The following is a 21,704-nucleotide window of genomic DNA, read 5'->3' on the forward strand; positions in this document are numbered from 1 at the left end:
TTGCCGGCGATACCGTCCTTCGGGACGGGAAAGCGCGATCTCGCTTGAAAAAGTTGTGATTGCGACCACTTTTACAAGTGTCCACCCTGTGTACAATGAAGCCATCATGATGAACGAACGCGCGCAACACCTGCTCAAGGTCCTGATCGAACGCTATATCGTCGACGGCCAGCCGGTGGGGTCCAAGACCCTGTCGATGCTGCCCGGCGTCGAGCTGTCGTCCGCGTCCATCCGCAATGTGCTGGCGGAACTGGAGGCGATGGGGCTGATCGCGGCGCCGCACACCTCGGCCGGTCGGGTGCCCACCGCGCGCGGCTACCGCATGTTCGTCGATCGCCTGCTGACCATCCGGCCGCTGGAAGAGGCGGCGCTGCACGAGCTGGAGCTGAACCTGCAGCCGGACAGCCCGCAGCGCATCGCCCAGTCCGCGTCCTCGCTGCTGTCCGAGCTGACTCATTTCGCCGGCGTGATCGTCACGCCGCAGCGTTCCGACATCGCCTTCCGCCAGATCGAATTCCTGCGCCTGTCCGAGCGACGGGTGCTGATGATTCTGGTGACGCTGGATGGGGACGTGCAGAACCATCTGCTGACCACCGAACGCGATTACACGCCGTCGGAATTGATAGAGGCCGGCAATTTCATCAACCAGCATTACGCCGGCCAGGGGCTGGATCGCATCGCCAGCCGGGTGGCGGACGAGTTGCGCCAGTTGCAAGGCGACATCGCCGAACTGATGTCGGCGGCGATCCGCCTGGGGCAGAGCTCGATGGCGGCCAGCAGCGCGGCGGTGGTGGTGGCCGGCGGCAGCCGGCTGCTGGAGGTGAGCGATCTGTCCGAGGACTTGTCGCGGCTGCGTCAGTTGTTCAGCGTGTTCGAACGCAAGACCGAATTGCTGAAGCTGCTGAACCAGGGGCGGGAAGCGCAGGGCGTGAACATTTTCATCGGCGAGGAGTCCGGAGTGGTGACGCTGGACGAATGCTCGGTGGTGACCGCGCCTTACCGGATCAACGGCCAGGTGGTCGGCGCGCTGGGCGTGGTGGGGCCCACCCGGATGGCTTACGAGCGGGTGATACCCATCGTCGACATCACCGCGCGGCTGGTGTCCAGCGCCTTGTCGTTCCGGGCCTAAGAACCTGTTTACGATCTGCTGCGTTTCGGAGGTACGTACAGCGTTGAAAACACCCTCAAAATGCTCATGTACCACGAGTACATCCCGCTTTTTCGGTTGTTTTCGCCTTGTCTCGCTCTTGCTCGCGAGATCGTAAAAAGGCTCTAACGCTAGGAGCCGGCCGTTCGGCGGTTTTGGCCGCCGCCGCAAGGCCTGCGGCTTTTAGTTTTCGCGCCGCGCTTTTCTTAAAGGAGCGCGGCTAAGTCAAAAACGCATATTCAGAAACCAGCCCATGAAATCTCTGCTTAAACTGGCCCCGTTGGCGGCTCTGTTCTCCTTCCAGTTGGCACAGGCCGACGCGGCTTTCCTGGCGCGTCCGGACGTTCAGCGCTACATCGACGAGCAGGTGGCAGGCGGCCAGTTCAACCGCCCGGAGCTGGAGGCTGTGTTCGCCAACGTCGAACTCAAGCCCAACATCATCAAGATACTGGATAAGCCGTCCACTTCGCGGCCCTGGTATCAGTTCCGCAATTCCACGGTGGGAGAAAAGACCATCGCAGACGGCGTGGCGTTCTGGCGCGCCAACGCGGCCGCGCTGACGCGGGCCGAGCAGCAATACGGCGTGGCGCCCGAGCTTATCGTCGCCATCCTGGGCGTGGAGTCCCATTACGGCCGCAACACCGGATCCTTCCGCCTGGTGGACGCCTTGTCCACCATAGGCTTCGATTATCCGCGCCGCGCGGACTTCTTCCGCAAGGAGTTGACCGAATTCCTGCTGCTGGCCAAGGAGGAGGGCAAGGACCCGCTGACGCTGAAGGGCTCTTACGCCGGGGCGATGGGCTGGCCGCAGTTCATGCCGTCCAGCTTCCGAAAATGGGCTGTGGATTTCGACGGCAGCGGTCACCGCGACATCTGGAGCGATCCGGACGACGTGATCGGCAGCGTGGCCAATTACTTCCAGCGCCACGGCTGGCGCCACGGCGACGACGTAATCCTGCCGGCCAGCGTCCAGCCGGGGCCACAGATCGATCAGCTGATCGCCGACAAGTTCAATCTGCATTACACCGTGGGCGAGCTGAAGAAAATGGGCGTGACGCCGCAGTCGCCGGTGGCCGACGACGTGCCGGCGGTGCTGGTGCCGCTGGAAACGGCGCCCGGCGTTACCGAATATTGGCTGGGCCTCAACAACTTCTTCGTGATCACTCGCTACAACCGCAGCACGCTGTACGCCAAGGCGGTGCAGGAAATCGCGGATCAGCTGCGCCAGCGCTACCTGGCGGGCCAGGCCGCCGCCCAGCCGTGACCCCGCGCGCCGCGCGCCGCGGCGGCGCGAAACCTGTCGCCACGCGCGGCAATTGCCATTAAAATCCGCCCCCATGAGCTATCAAGTCCTTGCCCGTAAGTGGCGTCCCAAGCGCTTTGCCGATCTGGTCGGCCAGGAGCACGTGGTGCGCGCCTTGACCAACGCCCTCAAAGAACAGCGTCTGCATCACGCTTATCTGCTGACGGGGACGCGCGGGGTGGGCAAGACCACCATCGCCCGGATTCTGGCCAAGAGCCTCAATTGCGAAACCGGCACCACCGCGGAGCCTTGCGGCGAGTGCTCGGCCTGTCGTCAGATCGACACCGGCCGCTTTGTCGATTTGCTGGAGATCGACGCCGCGTCCAACACCGGCATCGACAATATCCGCGAAGTGCTGGAAAACGCTCAGTACGCGCCGACTTCCGGCCGCTTCAAGGTCTACATCATCGACGAAGTGCACATGCTGTCCAAGAGCGCCTTCAATGCGATGCTGAAGACGCTGGAGGAGCCGCCGGCCCACGTCAAATTCATCCTGGCCACCACCGATCCGCAGAAGGTGCCGGTGACGGTGTTGAGCCGCTGTCTGCAGTTCTCGCTGCGCAATATGACGCCGCAGCAAGTGGCCGGCCATCTGGCCCATATGTTGGATGTGGAAGGCATCGCCTACGAAGCGCCGGCGCTTGCCTTGCTGGGCCGCGCGGCCGCCGGCTCCATGCGCGACGCGCAGTCGCTGCTGGACCAAGCCATCGCCTACGGTCTGGGCGACGTGAAGGAAGACGGCGTGCGCGCGATGCTGGGCGCGGTGGACCGCCGTTACCTGTTTGCCTTGCTGCAGGCGTTGGCCGCTGGCGACGGCCCGCAGCTGATGGCGCAAGCCGACAGCCTGGCCGAGCGCGGCGTCAGCTTTGAAGGCGCGTTGAGCGAATTGGCGGTCTTGCTGCAGCAGTTGGCGCTGATGCAGACCGTGCCGCAGGCGATCGCCCAGGACGAGCCGGAACGCGACGCGTTGCAGGCGCTGGCGGACGCCATCTCGCCGCAGGACGTGCAGTTGTATTACCAGATCGCCATTCATGGTCGCAAAGACTTGGCGCTGGCGCCGGACGAGCACGCCGGTTTCAATATGACCCTGTTGCGCATGCTTGCCTTCCACCCGGCCAACACGCAGCTGGAGTCCGCGCCGTCGCGGCCTGCCCCCGTCGCGTCTACGCGGCCGCAACAGCCGCCAGCGCAGTCGGCCCCGGCCGCGCCTGGGGGGATTTCGCCGGCCGCGCGCGCTTTGCAGGCCGCCGGCCTGAGTTCGCCGGCTCCGCGTCAGTCCGCGCCGCCCCCGGCACAGGAAAGCGCCCCGGCGGCGGAACCCGAACCCGAGCCTGCCGCGCCGGAAGCCAGGCCGGCTCCGCAGGCCGCGCCGCCGGCCAAGCCGGAAGCCGCGGATGACGAGGACGACGGTAGCGACGGCGACGTTAGCCCCGACGATGTGCCTTGGGACCAGGGCGCCGCGGCGGACGAGGAGATGCCGTCCTATCTGCAGCAAGAGCCGGAGGAAGCGGTCGATTATCAGTTTGACGGCGACTGGCAGGCCTTGGTGACCGAATTGGGCGCCAAGCTGGGCGCGGCGCGCATGCTGGCCCATAATGCGGTATTGAAGGACTGGAGCCAGGATCGCCTGGCGCTGGCGGTGCCGGAGAGCTTCCGCCACATGACCAGCCGCGATTATCAGGACAAGCTCAAATTAGCGCTGAGCGAACGCTTCGGCCGGCCGGTGGAATTGGCCGTGACGGTGGAGGAGCTGGGCCTGGAAACGCCGGCGATGAAAGACGCTCGCCATCGGCAGGAGCAGTTGAACATCGCGCGCGAGAATATGAAAAACGATCCGGTGGTGCAGCAAATGGTGCGCGAATTCGACGCGACGCTGCTCATCGAAACCATTCAACCCGTGAAGGAGTGAAACGATTATGTTTGGCAAAGGTGGCATCGCCGGCCTGATGAAGCAGGCCCAGCAAATGCAGGACAATATGAAAAAGGCGCAGGAAGAACTGGCCAAGGTGGAAGTGGAGGGCCAGTCCGGCGCCGGCATGGTCAAGGTGGTGATGACCTGCTCTCACGACGTCAAGCGCGTCAGCCTGGACGACAGCCTGCTGGACGACGCCAAGGAAGACAAGGAAATGCTGGAAGACCTGATCGCCGCCGCGTTCAACGACGCGGTGCGCAAGGTGGAAGCCACCACCCAGGAAAAGATGTCCGGTTTTTCCGCGGGTCTGAACCTGCCGGCCGGCATGAAGCTGCCGTTCTGATCGCGACGATTTCGGCATCCGGATGGCTCGGCGCGCGCCGGGCCATTTTTGCGTTGATTCCGGGGTAGCCATGCGCCGATTCGCCCATTTCACCGTGCGCAGCCGGCTGAGCGTGAATGCCGACAGAGTGTGGGCGCACGCCACCCGCGCCGCCGGCGTCAACGACGAATTGTGGCCCTGGCTCCACATGCGCTTGCCGGGCAAGGCCCTGCCTGCCGGGCTGACGCCTCCGGCGCAAATCGGACGTTGCTGGATTCTGCTGTTTGGCCTGCTGCCGGTGGAATACGATGACTTGGGGCTGACGCGGCTGGAACCGGGCGCCTTCGACGAGCGTTCGACCATGCTGACCCAGCGGCGCTGGCTGCACCGGCGGCGGGTGCGCGCCTTGCCCGATGGCTGCGAAGTAGTGGACCGCGTCGGCTTTGCGCCGCGCGCCCCCTGGCTTTTGACACTGCATTACGGCATTTTCCGTCTGGTCTTTGCCTGGCGGCATGCGCGTTTGCGCCGCCGTTTTTACCGATTGTGAAAGCGATGAAGAACCCTCCCGCTCTAGATCACCTGATCTCCGCTCTGAAAGTGTTGCCGGGCGTCGGCCCCAAAACTGCGCAGCGCATGGCCTTCCATCTGCTGCAACGCGACAAGAAGGGCGCGGACAAGCTGGCGCGTGCGCTGGACCGGGCCTTGACTCAGCTGACCCACTGCGAGCGTTGCAATACTTTCAGCGAAACGCCTCTGTGTCCGATCTGCGCCGACGAGGAGCGCCGTCAGGATTTGCTGTGCGTGGTGGAGATGCCGGCGGATCTGTTGACGCTGGAACAGGCCAAGTGTTTCGACGGCTTGTATTTCGTGCTGATGGGCCGCATCTCGCCGCTGGACAATGTCGGCCCGCGAGACATCAATCTGGACAAGCTGCTGGTGAGGGCGGCGGACAGCGCGGTGCAGGAGGTGATCATCGCCACCAATTTCACCGCGGAGGGCGAGGTTACCGCGCATATGATCGCCGAGCTGCTGAAGGAGCGTGGCCTGAAGGTGACGCGCATCGCGCGCGGCATGCCGGTGGGCGGCGAACTGGAATACGTCGATCTGGGCACTTTGGCGCAGGCGGTATATGAGCGCCGCGGCATTGGCCAGTAAGAACCTGCTCACGATCTGCTACGCGTCGGCGATACGGCGTTGAAAACACTTTCGAAATGCTCATATACCGTGTGTACACTCCGTCTTCTCAGCGGTTTTCGTTATGTTTAGCTCCTGCAGACGAGGCTTTGAGCGGCTTTGAAGGGCTGGTCCGGAGGGGAAAAAAAGCAGGCCGGATTAGCCGGCCTGTAACAGAGGAACATCTGAGTCAGCGGGGAGGCCTGCGCGCGCGCAGGCCTTCGCGTTTTAGGAGAGCGCCAGTTCGACGGCTTCCTGTAGCGTCGGCTTGGCGGCCGGGGCGTTGAAACGGTCGGCCAGGAAGGGCGTTACGTCCAGCGGCGGTGTTTCGCCGCGCACCAGCGCGTCCAGCATCACGCCTGTAATGGCGGAAGTCAGAATGCCGGTGCGGAAATGGCCGCAGGCGTTCAGGTAGCCGTCCACGCCCTGCATCGGACCCAAGATGGGCAGTTCGTCTGGAGAGCCGGGGCGCAGGCCGGCCCAGCAGCGCTTGATGTTGATGTTTTGCATCTCAGGCAGGCAGCGGATAGCGCCTTTGACCAGGCCGGCGATTTCCGGATAGGTGTTGGTGACGTCGAAGCCCTTGTCCTCGGTGGTGCTGCCGATCAGGATCTCGCCGTTGTCCTTCTGCGCGATATAGCAATCGCTGGTCGTGATGCAGCCGCGCAGCAGCTTGGGCATTTTTTCCGACAGCACGATCTGGCCCTTGACCGGTTTGACCGGAATGTCGACGCCGGTTGCCCACTGGCTCAGCTCGGCGGCCCAGGAGCCGGCCGCGTTGATCAGGGTGTGGCAGTGGAATTCGCCGGCTTCCAGTGTCCGAACGCCGGTGACGCGCGAGCCTTGCTTGAGCACGCCGGTGACATTGGTGTTGAAGAACACGTCTACGCCGTTCTGGCGCGCCGCCTCGGTGTAGGCGTCGGTCAAGCGGAAGGGGCTGACCTGGTGGTCGCACAGGAACTCCAGCGCGCCGGTGGCTTCGTGGCTGATGTAGGGCTCGTTTTCACGCAACTGAGCCTGGTCTACCCAGCGCACTTGGTCGGACAGGTGGGGGATCTGCGCGGCGATGTGTTCGGCGTAGAGTTGGTCTTCCTCGTCGTAGATCACGAACTTCAGCCCGGTCTCCTCGAACTTGAAATCCATGCCGTGGTTTTCGATCAATTCCTGATGCAGGGCCGGATACAGCGCGTTGGAGGCCAGCGCGAAATTGAAGAAGGATTCCGGCAGGATGTGCGGCGTGCTGGCGTCCACGGCGATGGCGGCGCCGGCCGCCTCGCGCTTGTTTTTGGCCGAGGTCATGCGGAAGAAAATCACGCCGCAGCCCAGGCCTACCGATTCGCCGATCGCCCACAGGCCGCCAGCGGAGGCGCGCGAAGCGTTGCCGGGGCGCTTGGCGTCGATCAGCGCGATTTTCAGGTCTTTGCGTTTGGACAGCTGGTAGGCGCAAGAGGCGCCGATCACGCCGCCGCCGGCAATCACGATGTCGTATTGTCTGCTCATGGTCAGGCCTCTTCGGTTTCGGTTTGGAAGGCGGAGAACGGCAAGGGGTCCAGCGGGAAGCGCGGCCGGATCCAGCCCACGTCCGCCTTGCCGGTGTGCTCGCGCAGGCGGTCGCTGCAATAGCCGACGCACATCTTGCCCTGGCAGTCGCCCATGCTGACGCGGGTGCGCATCTTCAGGCTGATCAAGTCCTGCACGCCTTGTTCAAGCGCGGAGTCGATATCGCTGCGTAGGGCGTTCTCGCAGCGGCAGATCACCGTGTCTTCCCGCGGCAGCGTCAGCTGTCCGCTGCCGCGCTGAGTAAAGCTGTCGATGCCCACGCGGAAGCGCAGCACCGCCTTCAACTCCGTCAGATAGCGCTGACGGTTTTTCTCGGCCAGTTCGGCGCTGATCGCGCCGCTTTGTTTGAGAATGGACTGGGCGGCGATGCGGCCGCTCAGCATGGCGGCTTCGCCGCCGCGCAGGCCGCCGATGTCGCCGGCCAGATGGATGTGGGCTTCGCTGCTCTGTTGCCAGCCGTTGATTTCCGGCTTGAGGAAGCCGTCTGCGTCGTAAGCGTGGCGCAGACCCATTTGCTGCGTCAGTTGGGTACGCGGAATGAAGCCGTAGCCCACCGCCAGGGTTTCCGTGGCCAGGCTGACCGCGCGGTTCAGGTCCGGCGTCCAGTTGTCGTCGTACGGCGCGACAGTGACTTCCTGTACCTCTTGCTGGCCGCTTGCCTCCACCACGCCCCAGCCATAGTGCAGCGGCACGCCGTGGCGTTTCAGGTAAGCCAGCATGCTCAGGCCGTCCAGGAACAGTTGCGGCTTGTTCAGCATGGCCAGGGTTTCCTTGGCGATGCGGCCAAAGGAGCTGGCTTCGTAGACGCCCTGAACGTCGGCGCCGGCGCGGTGCAATTGACAGGCCACCAGCGGCAGCAAGGGACCGGTGCCTACGATGGTGGTGCGGCCCAGCGGTTTGACCACGCCGCTCTTGATCTGTAATTGCAGGCCGCCCAGCATGATCACGCCGGGCAGGGTCCAGCCGGGGAAAGGCACACTGCGTTCGTGGCAGCCGGCGGACAGCAGCAATTGTTCAAAGTCGATCTTTTCGACTTTTTCCTGTTCATTCAGCGCGTATAGCCACTGGCCGGCTTCGCCGCCGACAATGCGGGTGTTCAGTTTGACTTCTACCGCGTGGCTGACCTTGGAGAACTCCGCGTGCAGAGCCTGCATGGCGTCGCGGTAGCGTTCCCCCAGGTAGTCCAGGGTCACGCCTTGACGCAAGGGGCCGCGATAAACCACGCCGCCAAGGCGCGAGGCTTCGTCTATCAGCGTGCAGGGCTGGCCATGATTGACCAGCTCGATGGCGGCGGCCATGCCGGCAGGGCCGCCGCCGACGATGATGGGGCGCATGCTCATTGCAGGCCCTCCAGTTCGATGCGGTTGGCCGCGGTTTCCACGGTCATGCCGGCTTGCACCACCGTTTGGCATGCGCGGCGTTTGTAGCGGCCGTCGATGCGCACCAGGCAGCAGTGGCATACCCCCATGCCGCAGTAGGAACCCATGGTTTGCTGGCTGTCGTTGCGGCTGACGCGGCGCAAGCCAACGGCGTTGAGCACGCTGAGTACGGTCTCGCCCTGCGCGGCGACGACGGTGTTGCCATTGATGTTGATGGCGATTTGATCTTCATTCAATTTCTGAATGTCATATTTTCTGTCTAAATTTGGCATCGAAATAGCTCGTTCTGGTTCTGCTGACACGAAAGAGGTGCCGGAGAGTGGACAGTCTTTTCCGGCTGCGAGCGATTTTGTCGCGTCTGATTTTGGTCAGACAATCAGACTATGAGGCGGCTGCCGAAGTCTAACTATGATGAATCGCTTTTTAATTGTCGCAGCATTGTTATCGCATTGTATGGATACAGGCAATGTACAGATTGATGTAATCAGGTGTGTACAGATTGGCGGAGGTAATGAGTGCGGCAAGATGGTTGTCTATTTATTTTTATTTAAAAAACATGTGGTTATATTGATTTTGTGTGCTGTTAAACCGTTGGGATAATGTATTTTTCTGTTATTTTAATGCACATAGCATTTTCAAAACTGTACATTAGTTGATTATAATCAAATGGCTTAAAAAATGATGTCAACATCATTATTTTAACCATTGGATATAGTGTGTTTCAGGACTTTTTTGTTTGAAACCAATCGTTTGCCGAGTTTTTGGGGCGGGGTTCAGGCTGGTTTGCGCGCGCCTCGGCCGGTTTCGCTCTGGCGCTCCTGATGCCAGGCTTCCAGAGCCTCTTCCGCGTTCAGAATGTGCTGCCGCAAGAAGGCTGCAGCGCTGATTGCATCCTTGCGGCGGCACAATTCGAGCATTTCGCTGTGTTCGCGGTGGGCGCGGTCGCTGAAATTGGTCAGCAGAATCTGCATACGCGTGTAGCGGTCGGTGCGATTGTGAAGCTGCTCTATCAGCGCCAGGGTTTGCGGCCGGTTGGCCGCCTGATACAGCGCCAGGTGGAAGCGTGAATTCAGGATGCCCCAGGCGCCGACATCCCGTCGGCGCAGCGCCTCTTCGAACTGCGTCAGCAGCGCGCCGGCCGCGTCCAGATCCGCCTGGGTTTGCCGCGGCACGGCCTCCAGCAACATATCGCATTCCAGCAGCACTCTCACCCGCAGCAACTCCATTACTTCCGGCAGCGACAGTTGGGCGATCACCGCGCCGCGTCGCTCGGTAATCGCCACCAAACCTTCCGCCTCCAGTTGCCGCAGCGCCTCGCGCAAGGGAACCCGGCTGACGCCCAATTCCTTGGACAGCGCTTCCTGGCGCAGTTGAGTGCCGGCCGGCCATTCTCCCAGCAAGATGCGCTGGCGCAGCGTGTCGGTAGTGGTGGCGGTGAGGGTTTGGCGCGGCGCTGTGGTTCGAGGCATGGCGGTGTCGACAGTTGGAGTTCTCAAATTATCACAGGCGCGGGGTGGGTCGGCAATGGTCAAGGCAACGGAGACTTGATTGCGGCCGGCTTTGATCTTTGCGGGTGCTGTTTACGGATTGGGCTGTGATTTTGTATTCAATTATTGATGATTTTTTCGTTTTTTTCACGAGTTGATATGGTGTGAAATATGTTGCAATGCAAGGTGATTAAAAAACAACAAACAGTAATAATATGATTTTATTGGATAAAAATTTGATTTTGATGTAAAGAAGCGCTTTCCCATCACTATCGCCTTTCCATTTTATGTCTGCAAAATTGTATTCAAAAAATGAAGGGGTTAGAGTGGCCCCATCACAAGCGAGGAGCAAGAACATGGCGGTGCGTGAATTCGAATGTCTCGATGGCCATACCTGCGGCAACCCCGTGAGGCTGGTGGTGAACGGCGGTCCGCAGCTGGAAGGAGAGACGCAGGCGGAGCGGCGCTTGGACTTCATCCGCCGCTATGACTGGATACGCACCGGCCTGATGTTCGAGCCGCGCGGCCACGCGCAGATGTCCGGCGCCTTCCTGTATCCGTCGACGCGGGAGGACTGCGATATCGCGGTGCTTTACATCGAGACCAGCGGCTGCCTGCCGATGTGCGGCCACGGCACCATAGGCGTGGTCACCATGGCGCTGGAGCACGGCCTGGTGACGCCGGCAACGCCCGGTGTGCTGAACCTGGACACGCCGGCGGGCAAGGTGGCGGCGCAGTACCGGATGGAGGGCGACAAGGTCGCCGCGGTGACGCTGACCAATGTGCCGTCCTTTCTCTATCTGCGGGACGTGGAGGCTGAGGTGTCGGCGCTGGGGCGCTTGCGGGTGGACATCGCCTACGGCGGCAATTTCTATCCCATCGTCGAGACGCAGCCGGGCTATCGCGACATGGCGGATTACTCGCCGGCGCAACTGGTGGCGATGGGGCGCGAGCTGCGCGAATACCTGAACCGGCATTACGACATCGTCCATCCGCTGGACCCGAACATCCGCGGCGTCCGCCATTGCCAGTGGACCGGCGCGGCCAAGAACGCCGGTTCCAGCGGCGCCAACGCGGTGTTGTACGGCGAGTCGGCACTGGACCGCTCGCCATGCGGCACCGGCACCTCGGCGCGGCTGGCGCAACGCCATGCGCGCGGCCTGCTGGCCGTGGGCGAGGACTTCGTCCACGAGAGCCTGATCGGCAGTCAGTTCGTCGGCCGCGTGCTGGCGGAGACCCGGGTGGGCGATTACCCGGCCATCGTGCCCTCGGTGCAGGGCTGGGCGCGCTTTACCGGCTACAACCGCATCCTGCTGGACGACGCCGACCCCTATGTCCACGGCTTCGAGGTGGCCTGAGATGAGCGCTCGCGTCATTGTCGTCGGCGCCGGCGTGGTGGGCATCGCCACGGCGCTGCAATTGAGGCTGGCCGGTCTCGAGGTGCTGTTGCTGGACCGCGGCGAGCCGGCGCGGGAAACCAGCTACGGCAACGCCGGCGCGCTGGCGGTCAGCGATGTGATCCCGCTGGCGGAGCCCGGAGTCTGGCGGCGATTGCCCGGCTGGTTGCTGGATCCGCTGGGACCGCTGGCGGTGCGCTGGCGCTATCTGCCGACGCTGACGCCGTGGCTGGCGCGCTTCGCGCTGGCCAGCCGGCCGGCGCGGGTGGCTTCGCTGACCCGCGCGCTGGCTGTCTTGTTGAACCGAGCCGCCGCCGACTACGCGCCGTTGGTGGCGCGGGCCGGGCTGGACGGCATGTGGCGGCGGCACGGCGCATTGACCTTGTACCGCGACGCGGCCGAGCTCGAGCAGGCTTTGCCGGCCTGGCGGCGCAAGGCCGAGCACGGCGTGGTCTGGCAGATGCTGGATCAGGCGGCCGCTCAGGATTGCGAGCCGGCGCTGCGGGATGGGTGGGCGCGCGCGGTCAAGGTGGCGGCCTGGTCCCATGTCGACGATCCCTATCTGTTCAGCCGCGGCCTGCTTGATGCCTTCGTCGCCGCGGGCGGCGTCTTCGAACAAGCGGAAGCGGCCGCCTTGAGCGAGAGTGGCGGCAAGGTGGACGGCGTGGTCTGCGCCGACGGTCGCACGCTGGCTGCCGGGCAGGTGATCGTCGCCGCCGGTATTTGGAGCGACCGCTTCACCCGCCAGTGCCGCTACCGGGTGCCGCTGGAAAGCGAGCGCGGTTATCACGTCAACCTGCCCAAGGCCGGCGTGGCCTTGCGTCATTTCATCCAGTGCGCCAGCGAAAGCTTCGTGATTCTGCCGTTGGCCGATGGCGGTTTGCGGCTGGCGGGCACCGTGGAGTTGGCGCACCGCGACGCGGCGCCGGATTGGCGGCGCGCGGAGATCCTGCTGGACAAAGCGAGGGCCATCGTCGGCGATTTCTCCACCGAGGGCATGACCTTGTGGATGGGCAATCGGCCGTCGCTGCCTGACACCGTGCCGGTGATCGGCCCTGCGCCGGATCGAGCCGGCCTGTATTTCGCCTTTGGTCACGGCCACTTGGGCCTTACGCTGGCCGCCACCACGGGCGCGTTGCTGTGCGACATGGTGTTGCAGCGTTCCAGCGGCCTGGATTTGCATCCTTACCGCTTGGCGCGTTTTTAGCGCCGCGGCCGCACCGGCTGCTGAGAGCCGCCGGCCACCCACCCGCAGAGGAGAGACGCCATGCAGCAAACATCGCCGCGCTTGCCGAGCGCGATTCAGGTCGTCGCGGTGATGGCCGGTTTCGTCGCCATCATGTTCCTGTTCCTCAATGTGCTGGATCTGCCCATCCAACTGGCCTTGTTCAGCAGCTGGTTTCTGGTGATTGGCCTGGGCGTGTGGCTGGGCCGCAGTTACGACGATATGCAGCAGGGGCTGATTCAGGGCATTCACAATGGCATGGTGGCTGTGCTGGTGTTGATCACCGTGGGCGCGCTGATCGGCGCCTGGATCGCCGGCGGCGTGGTGCCGGCCATCATCTACTACGGCCTGGCCATCATGGACCCGCAGATATTTCTGGGCGCGGCCTTCGTCATCTGCATGTTGACCTCGCTGGCCACCGGCACCTCCTTCGGCACCGCCGGCACGGCCGGCATCGCGATGATGGGCATAGGCTACAGTTTCGGCATGCCTTTGCCGCTGGTGGCCGGCGCGGTGATTTCCGGCGCTTACGTCGGCGACAAGATGTCGCCTCTGTCGGACACCACGGTGATGACCGCCTCCTTGTGCAAGGTGGATCTGATAGACCATATCCGTTCAATGATGTGGGTCAGCGCGCCGGCTACGCTGTTGACCGCTTTGTTGTTCCTCGGCGTCGGCTTCTTCTATGCGGACGCCAGCCTGGATACCAGTCGCGCAGATCAGGCGATGCAGGCGCTGGCCTCGCACTTCGTCATAAATGGGTGGCTGCTGCTGCCCGCGGCGGCGGTGATCGGGATGCTGGCGATGCGGTTACCGTCCATTCCTGTGATCACTGCCGGCGCGGTCATGGGCGTGGTCTGCGCCTGGTGGGCGCAGGACATGCCCTTGTTGGACGCAGTGCGCACCGCGTATTTCGGCAACCGCACCGCGTCCGACGTGGAGTTTCTCAATACCTTGCTCAATCGCGGCGGCATTGAATCCATGCTCAGCGTGATCGCGCTGATCCTGTTCGCTCTGGGCCTTGGCGGCCTGATGGAGCGCGCCGGCATTCTGGAGGTGATCAGCGCTAATTTTCTGCGCTGGGCCAATAATCCGGGCCGGCTGACCGTCTCCACGCTCCTGGGCGGTTTCTTCGGTAATTTCTTCGGCGGCGCCGCCTATGTGTCGCTGATCACCGCCAGCACCATCACCGAGCGCAATTACGATCTGCAGGGCATTGAGCGCAGGGTGTTGTCGCGCAATGTCGAGGCCGGCGGCACTGTGACCGCGCCCATGGTGCCGTGGAGCGACGGCGGCGTGTTCATGGCGGCGACGCTGGGCGTGTCCACGCTGCAGTATCTGCCCTTTCTTTGGTACCACCTGCTGGTGATCGCCATTAGCGTGTTCTACGGCTACGCCGACATTGCGATTTGGCGCACCCGTCCCGCCGCCGCGACGCCGGTTTGAGCCGCGCGGCTTCCGTCCACCCTCAAGCACAAAGGAAACACCCTATGCAACAACAAGGCATTCTGGTCCCCATCGTCACGCCGTTCGACCGCGACGGCCGCCTGGATTTGGCGGCGCTGCGGCAGCTGGTCGAGCGCTTCATCGAACAAGGCGTCGCCGGCATCGTCGCCTGCGGCACCACCGGCGAATACTACGCGTTGGACGAAGACGAGCGCAGCCAAGTGCTGGAATGCGTGGCCAAGGCGGGCAAGGGCCGGTTGCGCTTGATCGCCGGCGCCAACGACCTATCCACCCGCGGCGCGATAGCGCGCGCGCGCCAGGCGGCGGAGCTGGGCTACGAGGCGCTGATGCTGGCGCCGCCGGCCTATAGCCTGCCGGATCAGGCCGGCATCGTCGCTCACTTCAAGGCGGTAGCCGCCGCCAGCGCGCTGCCCATCATTCTCTACAACTTCCCGGCCCGCGCCGGCGTGTCCATCGACGTCGCCAGCGTGATCGAGTTGAGCCGCGTGCCCAATATCGTCGGCATCAAGGAAAGCAGCGGCGATTTCAGCCGCGCGCTGGCGCTGATTCAGGCGCGGCTGCCGGATTTCGAAGTGATCTGCGGTTGCGACGACCAGGCGGCGGATTTCCTGTTTTGGGGAGTGCGCAGCTGGATCAGCGGCGCGGCCAATGTCTTCCCCGGCGAGCAGGTGGCGATGTTGAACGCCGCCAAGGCTGAAGACTGGGCGCGAGTACGCATGCTGATGGAGGCTATGTATCCGGCGATCCAGGCGATGGAGTCCGGCGGTTACAACCAGAAGGCCAAGCTGGGCGTGCGCCGCCACGGCGTCGAAGCCGGAGATGTGCGTCTGCCCCTACTGCCTTTGCCAGGCTCGGAAGCCAAGGCTTTTCTCGACGCGCTGGCCGCGTTCGATCGTTAACGGGAGACTGAGATGCCATTAAGCAAGGAAGCGGTATTCGAGAGCGCCCGCGCCGGGCGTTTGTGGGCCGGCTTGCTGATCCCCGGATATGAGGGCAGGGGAGCGCGGCTGGACAATATGACGCCGATGGACAACAGCCTGATCGGCCATGTCGCCGCCGGCGACGCCGCCGACGTCGACGCCGCGGTGGCGGCGGCGCGCGCTTGCTTCGAGTCCGGCGAATGGTCGCGTCGGCCGCCCGCGGAGCGCAAGCAGGCGATGCAACGGTGGGTGGCGCTTTTGCGCGAACACGTGGAGGAACTGGCGGCTCTGGACTGCATCGACGCCGGCAAGCCGATCACCGAATGCCTGAACACCGATCTGCCGGCCACGCTGGACACCTTCGCCTGGTACGCGGAGGCGATAGACAAGTGCTACGGCAAGGTGGCGCCCACCGGGCCGGAGGCGCTGGGCTTCATCGTCAAGGAGCCGATAGGTGTGGTGGGCGCGGTGCTGCCGTGGAACTTCCCGGCGCAGATGTACGCGTGGAAAGTGGCTCCGGCGCTGGCCGCCGGCAATTCGGTGGTGGTGAAACCGGCCAAGCAGACCTCGCTCAGCGCTTATCGCATTACCCAATTGGCGCATCAGGCAGGTATTCCCGCCGCGGCGCTGACCCTGGTCACCGGCTCCGGCCAGGCGGTGGGCGAGGCGCTGGGCCGGCATCAAGACGTGGACATGGTGTCCTTCACCGGCTCCACCGAAGTGGGCCGTTTGTTCCTGCAATACGCCGCAGAGAGCAATCTGAAGGAAGTGGTGCTGGAGCTGGGCGGCAAGAGCCCGCAGTTGGTGTTCGAGGACGCGGCGCTGGACGAGATCGTCGACGACGTGCTGGCCGCGGCGTTCTGGAATATGAGCGAAAACTGCAGTTGCGGTTCGCGCTTGATCGTCGCCGCCGGGGTTAAGGACGAGTTGCTTGAGAAGCTCAAGCGTCGGCTGGCCGGCTGGAAGCTGGGCCTGCCCACCGATCCGGCGGTGCAGGTGGGGCCGCTGGTGGAGCAAGCCCATTTCGAGCGGGTGAAAGCCTATTTGGAAGCGGCCAAGGCCGAGGGCGCGCGGCTGGTTCACGGCGGCCGCATCCACGCAGAGCTGGGCAGCGGTTGGTATATCGAGCCCACCATCTTCGATCAGGTCAGCGCCAAGATGCGTATTTTCCAAGAGGAAATCTTCGGCCCGATCCTGGCGGTAAGCACCTTCGACAGCGAGGAAGAGGCGGTGCGCTTGGCCAACGACAGCGTCTACGGCCTGGCCGCCTCGCTGTACACCCGAGACGTCAAGCGCGCGCAGCGCGTCGCCGCCGCGTTGCGCGCCGGCACGGTGTCGGTCAACGGTTTTTCCGAAGGCGACATCACCACACCCTTCGGCGGCTTCAAGCAGTCCGGATTCGGCGGCCGCGACAAAGGCCTGGAAGCGCTGGAGCAATATCAGCAGACCAAGACCATCTGGTATGTGAACTAGAGTCAGGCCCGGCGTCGCCAACGCGGCGCCGGGCCGCCTTCGGCAGCACCCATGTCAAAACAAAGGAGAGACGAGATGAAATCCATTACCCCCTTGCGGGCGGCGCTCGCCGGCGCCGCGTTGCTGATAGGCGCCTGGCCGGCCGCCGCCGAAACTCTGGTCAAGATCGGCTTCGCCTCGCCCTTGTCCGGCCCGCAGGCGCATTACGGCAAGGACAATGAAAACGCCGCGCGGCTGGCGGTGGACGAATTGAACGCGCGCAAGTTGCAGGTCGGCGGCCAGCCGGTGCGCTTCCAACTGCTGGCGGAGGACGATCAGGCCGATCCGCGCATCGGCACTCAGGTGGCCCAGCGCTTCGTCGACTCCGGCGTCAAGGCGGTGCTCGGCCATTTCAACTCCGGGGTGTCGATCCCGGCGGCGCGCATCTACGCCGCCGCCGGTGTTCCGCAGTTGTCTGTGTCCACCAACCCGGCTTATACCCGGCAGGGCTATCGCACGGCCTTCCGGCTGGTGGGCAGCGACAGCCAGGTGGGGGCGGCGTTGGGCCACTTCGCGGTGCAGACGCTGAAGGCGGCGAGCATCGTGGTGATAGACGACCGCACCGCCTACGGTCAGGGCATCGCCGACGAGTTCGCCAAGGCGGTGCAGGCCAGCGGCGGCAAGATCGCTCGCCGTGAATACACCAACGACAAGGCCAGTGATTTCTCCGCCATTCTGACCGCGGTCAAGCCCTTGCGGCCCCAGGTGATCTTTTACGGCGGGGCCGACGCCCAGGCCGCGCCTATGGCCAAGCAGATGAAGCGGCTGGGCCTGGACGCAAGGCTGTTGGGCGGAGACATGCTGCAGACGCCTACCTTCCTCAGCCTGGCCGGCGACAGCGCGGGAGGCCACTTCGCCGGGATTCCCGGCGGCCAGTTGAACGACAGACCGGCGGGCAAGGCTTTCCGCCAGCGTTATCAGGCGCGTTTCAAACAGGATGTGGTGCGGCTTGGGCCGCAGTTCTACGACGGCATGATGATGGTGGCCGCCGCGATGCAGCAAGCGGGCTCGGTTGAACCGGCGCGCTTCATGCCGGCCTTGACCAAGCTTAGCTACGCCGGGGTCAGCACTGATTTTTCCTTCGACGCCAAAGGCGATCTCAACAAGGCGGCGGTGACGATTTCCGAGGTCAAGAACGGCCAGTGGACGACAAGAGCGGTGATGCAGTGAAAGGAGGTTTGAATGATGCGGTATTCCCAAGGGCAGTTGGACGAATGGCTGAGCTTCGCTCGGGAACTGGTGGCGGACAGCCGCGACTTGCTGGCTTCCCGTTCTGACTGGAGTTCGCAGTTCAAACCGGACCGCACTCTGGTGACCCAGTTGGATCTGGAGATTGAGCAAAAGCTGCGCGAGCGCATCCTGTTGCGCTATCCGGGCCACGGGGTGCTGGGCGAGGAGTTCGGCGTGCGGGAGCGAGACGCGGAATGGCTGTGGGTGTTGGACCCTATCGACGGCACCGCCTCTTTCATGGCTGGCATGCCGGTCTACGGCACGCTTATCGCGCTTTTGCATCAGGGGGCGCCAGTGCTGGGCGTGATAGATCAGCCGGCCACGGACGATTGCTGGATCGGGCGTCAGGGATTGCCCACCTTATTGTTTACGCGCGACGGAGCCCGCGAATGCCGCACCCGCGGCTGCGCCAGCCTGGAGCGGGCTTTCGTCTCGGTCAGCAGCCCGGATTTTTTTCTGCCGGAGGAAAGGCCGGTATGGCAGGGCTTTTGTCAGCGCAGCGGCTGGCGGGTCTACGGCGGCGCTTGCCGCAGCTACGGCCTGCTGGCCTCCGGGCGCACCGATCTGGCGCTGGACGCCGGCCTCAAGCTCTACGACTACGCGGCGATGCGGCCCATTATCGAGGGCGCCGGCGGCGTGATCAGCGATTGGGAGGGCAGGGCGATCACATTGGACAGCGGCAGCCGGGTATTGGCGGCGGGCGATCCAGCCCGCCATCGCGAGGCGCTGGATCTGATTCAGCGCCTGGGTTGAGGCAAGGCGCGCGGAGACGCGCCAGTAACAACAGCGCCGCCGTCGCAGCGGCGCGGACAGAGGAGAACGCACATGTCCCTGAGACCATGGCTGAGTTGGCTGCGCGCGCAGCCGGAAGCGCCGGTAGACAAGAGCCAGGAAGAAATCAACGCCAGCTACCGCCATTGGCGGCTCCACATCATGCTGGGCTTGTACGCCGGTTATGCCGTTTACTATTTCACCCGCCGCAGTTTCAACTCCATCATGCCGGCGATGCTGGACGACCTGGGCTGGGAACGGGCCGCCGGCGGCGCCATCCTGTCGATGTTCTACATTGTTTACGGCGTGTCGCGTTTCGTGTCCGGCATGATGAGCGACTTCGCCAATCCGCGTTACTTCATGGGCCTGGGGCTGATCGCCACCGGCATCGTCAACATTCTGTTCGGCTTCAGCAGCAGCCTGCTGGCCTTCACCGCGCTGTGGACGCTGAACGCTTTCTTTCAGGGCTGGGGCTGGCCGCCGTGCGCCAAACTGATGACGGCCTGGTACTCGCGCAACGAGCGGGGTTTCTGGTGGGCGATTTGCAATACCTCGCACAATGTCGGCGGAGCCTTGATCCCGCTGCTGGCGGGCGCCTTGGCGATGGGGTACGGCTGGCGCTACGGCATGATCGTGCCGGGCCTTATCGGCATCGCCGTCGGTCTGTTGCTATGCGTCCGTTTGCGCGATCGGCCGGCGTCCATGGGGTTGCCTACGGTGGGCGTCTGGCGGCGAGACGAACTGGAACTGGAGCAGGAAAAGAACAGCGCCAAGCTGCCGATGGCGCAGGTGCTGCGGCGTTATGTGTTCGGCAACCGTTTCATCTGGCTGCTGGCCGCGTCTTATCTGTTCGTTTATGTGGTGCGCATCGGCATCAACGATTGGGGCAACAAGTATCTGCAGGAGCAGCATGGCTACGCGTTGCTGAAGGCCAACTCGGCGATTTTCTGGCTGGAGGTGGGGGGCTTCATCGGCACCATTGTCGCAGGCTGGGGGTCGGATCGTTTTTTCCGCGGCAACCGTGTGCCGATGAACATCATCTTCACGCTGGGCATCTTGCTGTCGGTGCTGCTGCTGTGGACATTGAGCGTCGATCACTACTTATTGATCGCCGGCAGCTTCTTCTTCATCGGCTTCTTTATTTTCGGGCCGCAAATGCTGATCGGCATGGCGGCGGCCGAGGCCGCGCACAAGGAGTCGGCGGGCGCCGCCACTGGTTTTGTCGGCGTGTTCGGCTATCTGGGGGCGGCGCTGTCCGGCTATCCCTTGGCCAAGGTGACCGATGCCTGGGGCTGGGACGGGTTTTTCCTCGCCCTGTCCGTGACCACCATGCTGTCCGCCGCCTTGCTGCTGCCCCTGCTGGGGCAGCGCAAGCGGCTGGAGCCGGCTCGTGGCCGGGCCTGAGGAGACTTAGCGGACGTTGGCCGGGCTGAGCAGTTCGGCCAGCAGGGGCACGCCGGAGCGGTGTTGCAGCGGATCGAAGAAGCTGAAGTTCAGCCGCATCGCGTTGCCGGTGTCCTGGCCAGGGGTGTGGAACATCTGGGACGGCGCGAAGTGCAGCCCTTGTTGCATCGCCATCGGCAGCAAGCGGCGGCAGTCGACGCCGGGCGGCAGCTCCACCCACAGGAAGTAGCCGCCTTGAGGCCTAGGCATCCGGCAGTCGGCGGGGAAGTGGGCGGCAATCTGTTGTTGCAGCGCGGCCAGATTGTTTTGCAGACGCTGGCGCAGCAGGCTGAGCATGTCCTCGTGATGGCCGCCGGCCAGCAGCCGGGCCAGCGCCATCTGGCTGGGCAGCGGCGTGGCCAGCGAACTGCATAGTTTGAGGCCCAGAATGCTGTCGCGGAAACGTCCGGCGGCGATCCAGCCCACGCGATAGCCGGGAGCCAGCGATTTGCTGAAGGAGGAGCAGTGCAGCACGCTGCCGCGCTGGTCGAAAGCTTTGAGCGGCAGCGGCGCGCCTTCGCCGAAGTACAGCTCGCGATAGGTGTCGTCCTCGATGATGGGCACGCGGTGGCGTTCCGCCAGCGCCAGCAACGCGGCTTTTTGCGAATCGCTCATCACCTGGCCGGTGGGGTGTTGGAAATTGGGCATGGCGATGATGCCGGCCGGCTGGTGCTGGATCAGCAGCGCCTCCAGCCGCTCCAGGTCCAGCGGCTGCCCTGGCGGGCAGTTGAAGCCGACTGCGCGTAGCTCCAGGTGTTCCAATTGCTCGAAGATGGGCGGGAAGGCCGGAGTGATCACCAGCATGCAGTCGCTGCCGCTGAGGCGGGCCACCGAGCGGATCGCCAGGTTCAGCGCCTCCATGCCGCCGCAGGTGATCAGCATTTCCTCGCCGTCCAGCTCCACGCCCTGGGCCAGGTAGCGCAGTGCCAGTTCTCGGCGCAGGCCTTCGTAGCCTTCGCTGTCGGTGCTGGACAGCGCGTAGCGGTAATCGCTGAGCGCGCGGGTCAGCGCGCGGGTCAGCGGGGTGGTGTTGATCAGCACCGGGTTCATGAACGGGCAGCCCCATGGCATGGGCAGTGCCATGGTCAGGTGCTCGGCGCGGAACTCCCCGGGGTGGTCCGGCAGCGGCGGCGCTTGGCGCAGCGACAGCGAAGACAGGCCCAGCACCCGGAAGCCGGAGCGGGGGAGGGATTCGATCAGGCCTTGTTTTTCCAATTCGGCGTAGGCGCGTTGGGCGGTGGTGATGCTGACCTTGTGGTCCAGGCACAGTTTGCGCAGCGAGGGCATGCGATCGCCGGGGCGCAGATGGCCTTGCTCGATGGCATGGCGAAAGCGCTGGCTCAGTTGACTGGTCTTGCTCATTGTATTCCTGGCGGTTGGACCGCGGCGGCGTTGCGCCGCGGCTTGACTCCTGATGGACTGCCTAGGATCGCCGACGTTTGCTTGGCGCTGAAAA

General features: G+C 63.9%; 19 protein-coding genes. 14 read left to right on the forward strand and 5 right to left on the reverse strand.

The genetic code is table 11. From position 1 onward, the window contains the following. The first annotated feature begins 106 nt into the window (after window positions 1-106). From hrcA to recR, 6 genes are all read left to right on the forward strand, one after another. Window positions 107-1,129 (forward strand): heat-inducible transcriptional repressor HrcA, encoded by a 1,023-nt coding sequence (gene hrcA, locus MOV80_RS00555; protein ID WP_191186396.1) that lies wholly within the window; start codon window positions 107-109, stop codon window positions 1,127-1,129. Window positions 1,130-1,400: 271 nt separating this feature from the next. Next, entirely contained in the window at window positions 1,401-2,411 is a 1,011-nt protein-coding gene (gene mltB / locus MOV80_RS00560; RefSeq protein WP_019100547.1) for a lytic murein transglycosylase B, read from the forward strand. A gap of 73 nt (window positions 2,412-2,484) precedes the next feature. Next, window positions 2,485-4,359: a DNA polymerase III subunit gamma/tau gene (dnaX, locus tag MOV80_RS00565; protein ID WP_249604755.1), complete on the forward strand. Its 1,875-nt coding sequence runs from the start codon at window positions 2,485-2,487 to the stop codon at window positions 4,357-4,359. A gap of 7 nt (window positions 4,360-4,366) precedes the next feature. After that, window positions 4,367-4,705: a YbaB/EbfC family nucleoid-associated protein gene (locus MOV80_RS00570; protein ID WP_019100549.1), complete on the forward strand. Its 339-nt coding sequence runs from the start codon at window positions 4,367-4,369 to the stop codon at window positions 4,703-4,705. Window positions 4,706-4,775: 70 nt separating this feature from the next. Further along, entirely contained in the window at window positions 4,776-5,231 is a 456-nt protein-coding gene (locus tag MOV80_RS00575) for a hypothetical protein (protein ID WP_161523394.1), read from the forward strand. Window positions 5,232-5,236: 5 nt separating this feature from the next. Continuing rightward, a complete protein-coding gene (gene recR, locus MOV80_RS00580) occupies window positions 5,237-5,839 on the forward strand; it encodes a recombination mediator RecR (protein ID WP_043591737.1) in 603 nt (200 codons plus the stop codon). Window positions 5,840-6,085: 246 nt separating this feature from the next. On the opposite strand, the gene hcnC is transcribed toward recR, so the two are convergent. The 4 genes from hcnC to MOV80_RS00600 all read right to left on the reverse strand — a co-directional run bounded on the left by hcnC (window position 6,086) and on the right by MOV80_RS00600 (window position 10,265). Beyond that, the gene (gene hcnC, locus MOV80_RS00585) at window positions 6,086-7,357 is read right to left on the reverse strand and encodes a cyanide-forming glycine dehydrogenase subunit HcnC (protein ID WP_019100552.1); all 1,272 of its coding nucleotides are present in this window, start codon (window positions 7,355-7,357) and stop codon (window positions 6,086-6,088) included. 2 nt (window positions 7,358-7,359) lie between these two features. Continuing rightward, window positions 7,360-8,757 carry an FAD/NAD(P)-binding oxidoreductase gene (locus MOV80_RS00590; protein WP_191186398.1) on the reverse strand — a complete coding sequence of 466 codons (1,398 nt, stop codon included), beginning with the start codon at window positions 8,755-8,757 and terminating at the stop codon, window positions 7,360-7,362. Then, the gene (locus MOV80_RS00595; protein WP_269473801.1) at window positions 8,754-9,032 is read right to left on the reverse strand and encodes a (2Fe-2S)-binding protein; all 279 of its coding nucleotides are present in this window, start codon (window positions 9,030-9,032) and stop codon (window positions 8,754-8,756) included. Before MOV80_RS00595 ends, MOV80_RS00590 begins: the two co-directional genes overlap by 4 nt. A gap of 537 nt (window positions 9,033-9,569) precedes the next feature. Continuing rightward, window positions 9,570-10,265 (reverse strand): GntR family transcriptional regulator, encoded by a 696-nt coding sequence (locus MOV80_RS00600; RefSeq protein ID WP_019100554.1) that lies wholly within the window; start codon window positions 10,263-10,265, stop codon window positions 9,570-9,572. 374 nt (window positions 10,266-10,639) lie between these two features. On the opposite strand from MOV80_RS00600, the gene MOV80_RS00605 reads away from it, so the two are divergent. From MOV80_RS00605 to uhpC, 8 genes are all read left to right on the forward strand, one after another. Beyond that, window positions 10,640-11,641, forward strand: coding sequence for a 4-hydroxyproline epimerase (locus tag MOV80_RS00605; RefSeq protein ID WP_118266801.1), 1,002 nt, complete (start codon window positions 10,640-10,642; stop codon window positions 11,639-11,641). Window position 11,642: 1 nt separating this feature from the next. Continuing rightward, window positions 11,643-12,887, forward strand: coding sequence for an FAD-dependent oxidoreductase (locus tag MOV80_RS00610; protein WP_249604756.1), 1,245 nt, complete (start codon window positions 11,643-11,645; stop codon window positions 12,885-12,887). Between the two features lie 60 nt (window positions 12,888-12,947). Beyond that, window positions 12,948-14,351 (forward strand): Na+/H+ antiporter NhaC, encoded by a 1,404-nt coding sequence (nhaC, locus tag MOV80_RS00615; protein ID WP_019100557.1) that lies wholly within the window; start codon window positions 12,948-12,950, stop codon window positions 14,349-14,351. 44 nt (window positions 14,352-14,395) lie between these two features. After that, complete coding sequence (gene dapA / locus MOV80_RS00620; RefSeq protein WP_118266805.1) at window positions 14,396-15,271, forward strand: 4-hydroxy-tetrahydrodipicolinate synthase; 876 nt, start codon at window positions 14,396-14,398, stop codon at window positions 15,269-15,271. A 12-nt stretch (window positions 15,272-15,283) separates the two neighbouring features. Then, entirely contained in the window at window positions 15,284-16,765 is a 1,482-nt protein-coding gene (locus tag MOV80_RS00625; RefSeq protein WP_019100559.1) for an aldehyde dehydrogenase, read from the forward strand. A 75-nt stretch (window positions 16,766-16,840) separates the two neighbouring features. Then, window positions 16,841-17,974 carry a branched-chain amino acid ABC transporter substrate-binding protein gene (locus MOV80_RS00630; protein WP_118266807.1) on the forward strand — a complete coding sequence of 378 codons (1,134 nt, stop codon included), beginning with the start codon at window positions 16,841-16,843 and terminating at the stop codon, window positions 17,972-17,974. 12 nt (window positions 17,975-17,986) lie between these two features. Continuing rightward, window positions 17,987-18,787, forward strand: a complete 801-nt coding sequence (locus MOV80_RS00635; protein WP_118266809.1) for an inositol monophosphatase family protein — start codon at window positions 17,987-17,989, stop codon at window positions 18,785-18,787. Between the two features lie 72 nt (window positions 18,788-18,859). Next, window positions 18,860-20,209, forward strand: coding sequence for an MFS transporter family glucose-6-phosphate receptor UhpC (gene uhpC, locus MOV80_RS00640; RefSeq protein WP_043591721.1), 1,350 nt, complete (start codon window positions 18,860-18,862; stop codon window positions 20,207-20,209). Window positions 20,210-20,215: 6 nt separating this feature from the next. On the opposite strand, the gene MOV80_RS00645 is transcribed toward uhpC, so the two are convergent. After that, complete coding sequence (locus MOV80_RS00645) at window positions 20,216-21,610, reverse strand: PLP-dependent aminotransferase family protein (protein ID WP_019100563.1); 1,395 nt, start codon at window positions 21,608-21,610, stop codon at window positions 20,216-20,218. Between the last annotated feature and the right edge of the window lie 94 nt (window positions 21,611-21,704).

It is taken from the genome of Chromobacterium sp. IRSSSOUMB001 (genome assembly GCF_023507765.1).
GTDB classification, from domain to species: domain Bacteria; phylum Pseudomonadota; class Gammaproteobacteria; order Burkholderiales; family Chromobacteriaceae; genus Chromobacterium; species Chromobacterium haemolyticum.

Coding starts and splice junctions, on each gene's coding strand:
- mltB (WP_019100547.1), top strand. CDS start 1,401: ATGAAATCTCTGCTTAAACTGGCCCCGTTGGCGGCTCTGTTCTCCTTC.
- MOV80_RS00605 (WP_118266801.1), top strand. CDS start 10,640: ATGGCGGTGCGTGAATTCGAATGTCTCGATGGCCATACCTGCGGCAAC.
- MOV80_RS00645 (WP_019100563.1), bottom strand. CDS start 21,610: ATGAGCAAGACCAGTCAACTGAGCCAGCGCTTTCGCCATGCCATCGAG.
- MOV80_RS00590 (WP_191186398.1), bottom strand. CDS start 8,757: ATGAGCATGCGCCCCATCATCGTCGGCGGCGGCCCTGCCGGCATGGCC.
- uhpC (WP_043591721.1), top strand. CDS start 18,860: ATGTCCCTGAGACCATGGCTGAGTTGGCTGCGCGCGCAGCCGGAAGCG.
- MOV80_RS00600 (WP_019100554.1), bottom strand. CDS start 10,265: ATGCCTCGAACCACAGCGCCGCGCCAAACCCTCACCGCCACCACTACC.
- nhaC (WP_019100557.1), top strand. CDS start 12,948: ATGCAGCAAACATCGCCGCGCTTGCCGAGCGCGATTCAGGTCGTCGCG.
- MOV80_RS00630 (WP_118266807.1), top strand. CDS start 16,841: ATGAAATCCATTACCCCCTTGCGGGCGGCGCTCGCCGGCGCCGCGTTG.
- MOV80_RS00610 (WP_249604756.1), top strand. CDS start 11,643: ATGAGCGCTCGCGTCATTGTCGTCGGCGCCGGCGTGGTGGGCATCGCC.
- MOV80_RS00575 (WP_161523394.1), top strand. CDS start 4,776: ATGCGCCGATTCGCCCATTTCACCGTGCGCAGCCGGCTGAGCGTGAAT.
- recR (WP_043591737.1), top strand. CDS start 5,237: ATGAAGAACCCTCCCGCTCTAGATCACCTGATCTCCGCTCTGAAAGTG.
- dnaX (WP_249604755.1), top strand. CDS start 2,485: ATGAGCTATCAAGTCCTTGCCCGTAAGTGGCGTCCCAAGCGCTTTGCC.
- hrcA (WP_191186396.1), top strand. CDS start 107: ATGATGAACGAACGCGCGCAACACCTGCTCAAGGTCCTGATCGAACGC.
- hcnC (WP_019100552.1), bottom strand. CDS start 7,357: ATGAGCAGACAATACGACATCGTGATTGCCGGCGGCGGCGTGATCGGC.
- dapA (WP_118266805.1), top strand. CDS start 14,396: ATGCAACAACAAGGCATTCTGGTCCCCATCGTCACGCCGTTCGACCGC.
- MOV80_RS00635 (WP_118266809.1), top strand. CDS start 17,987: ATGATGCGGTATTCCCAAGGGCAGTTGGACGAATGGCTGAGCTTCGCT.
- MOV80_RS00625 (WP_019100559.1), top strand. CDS start 15,284: ATGCCATTAAGCAAGGAAGCGGTATTCGAGAGCGCCCGCGCCGGGCGT.
- MOV80_RS00570 (WP_019100549.1), top strand. CDS start 4,367: ATGTTTGGCAAAGGTGGCATCGCCGGCCTGATGAAGCAGGCCCAGCAA.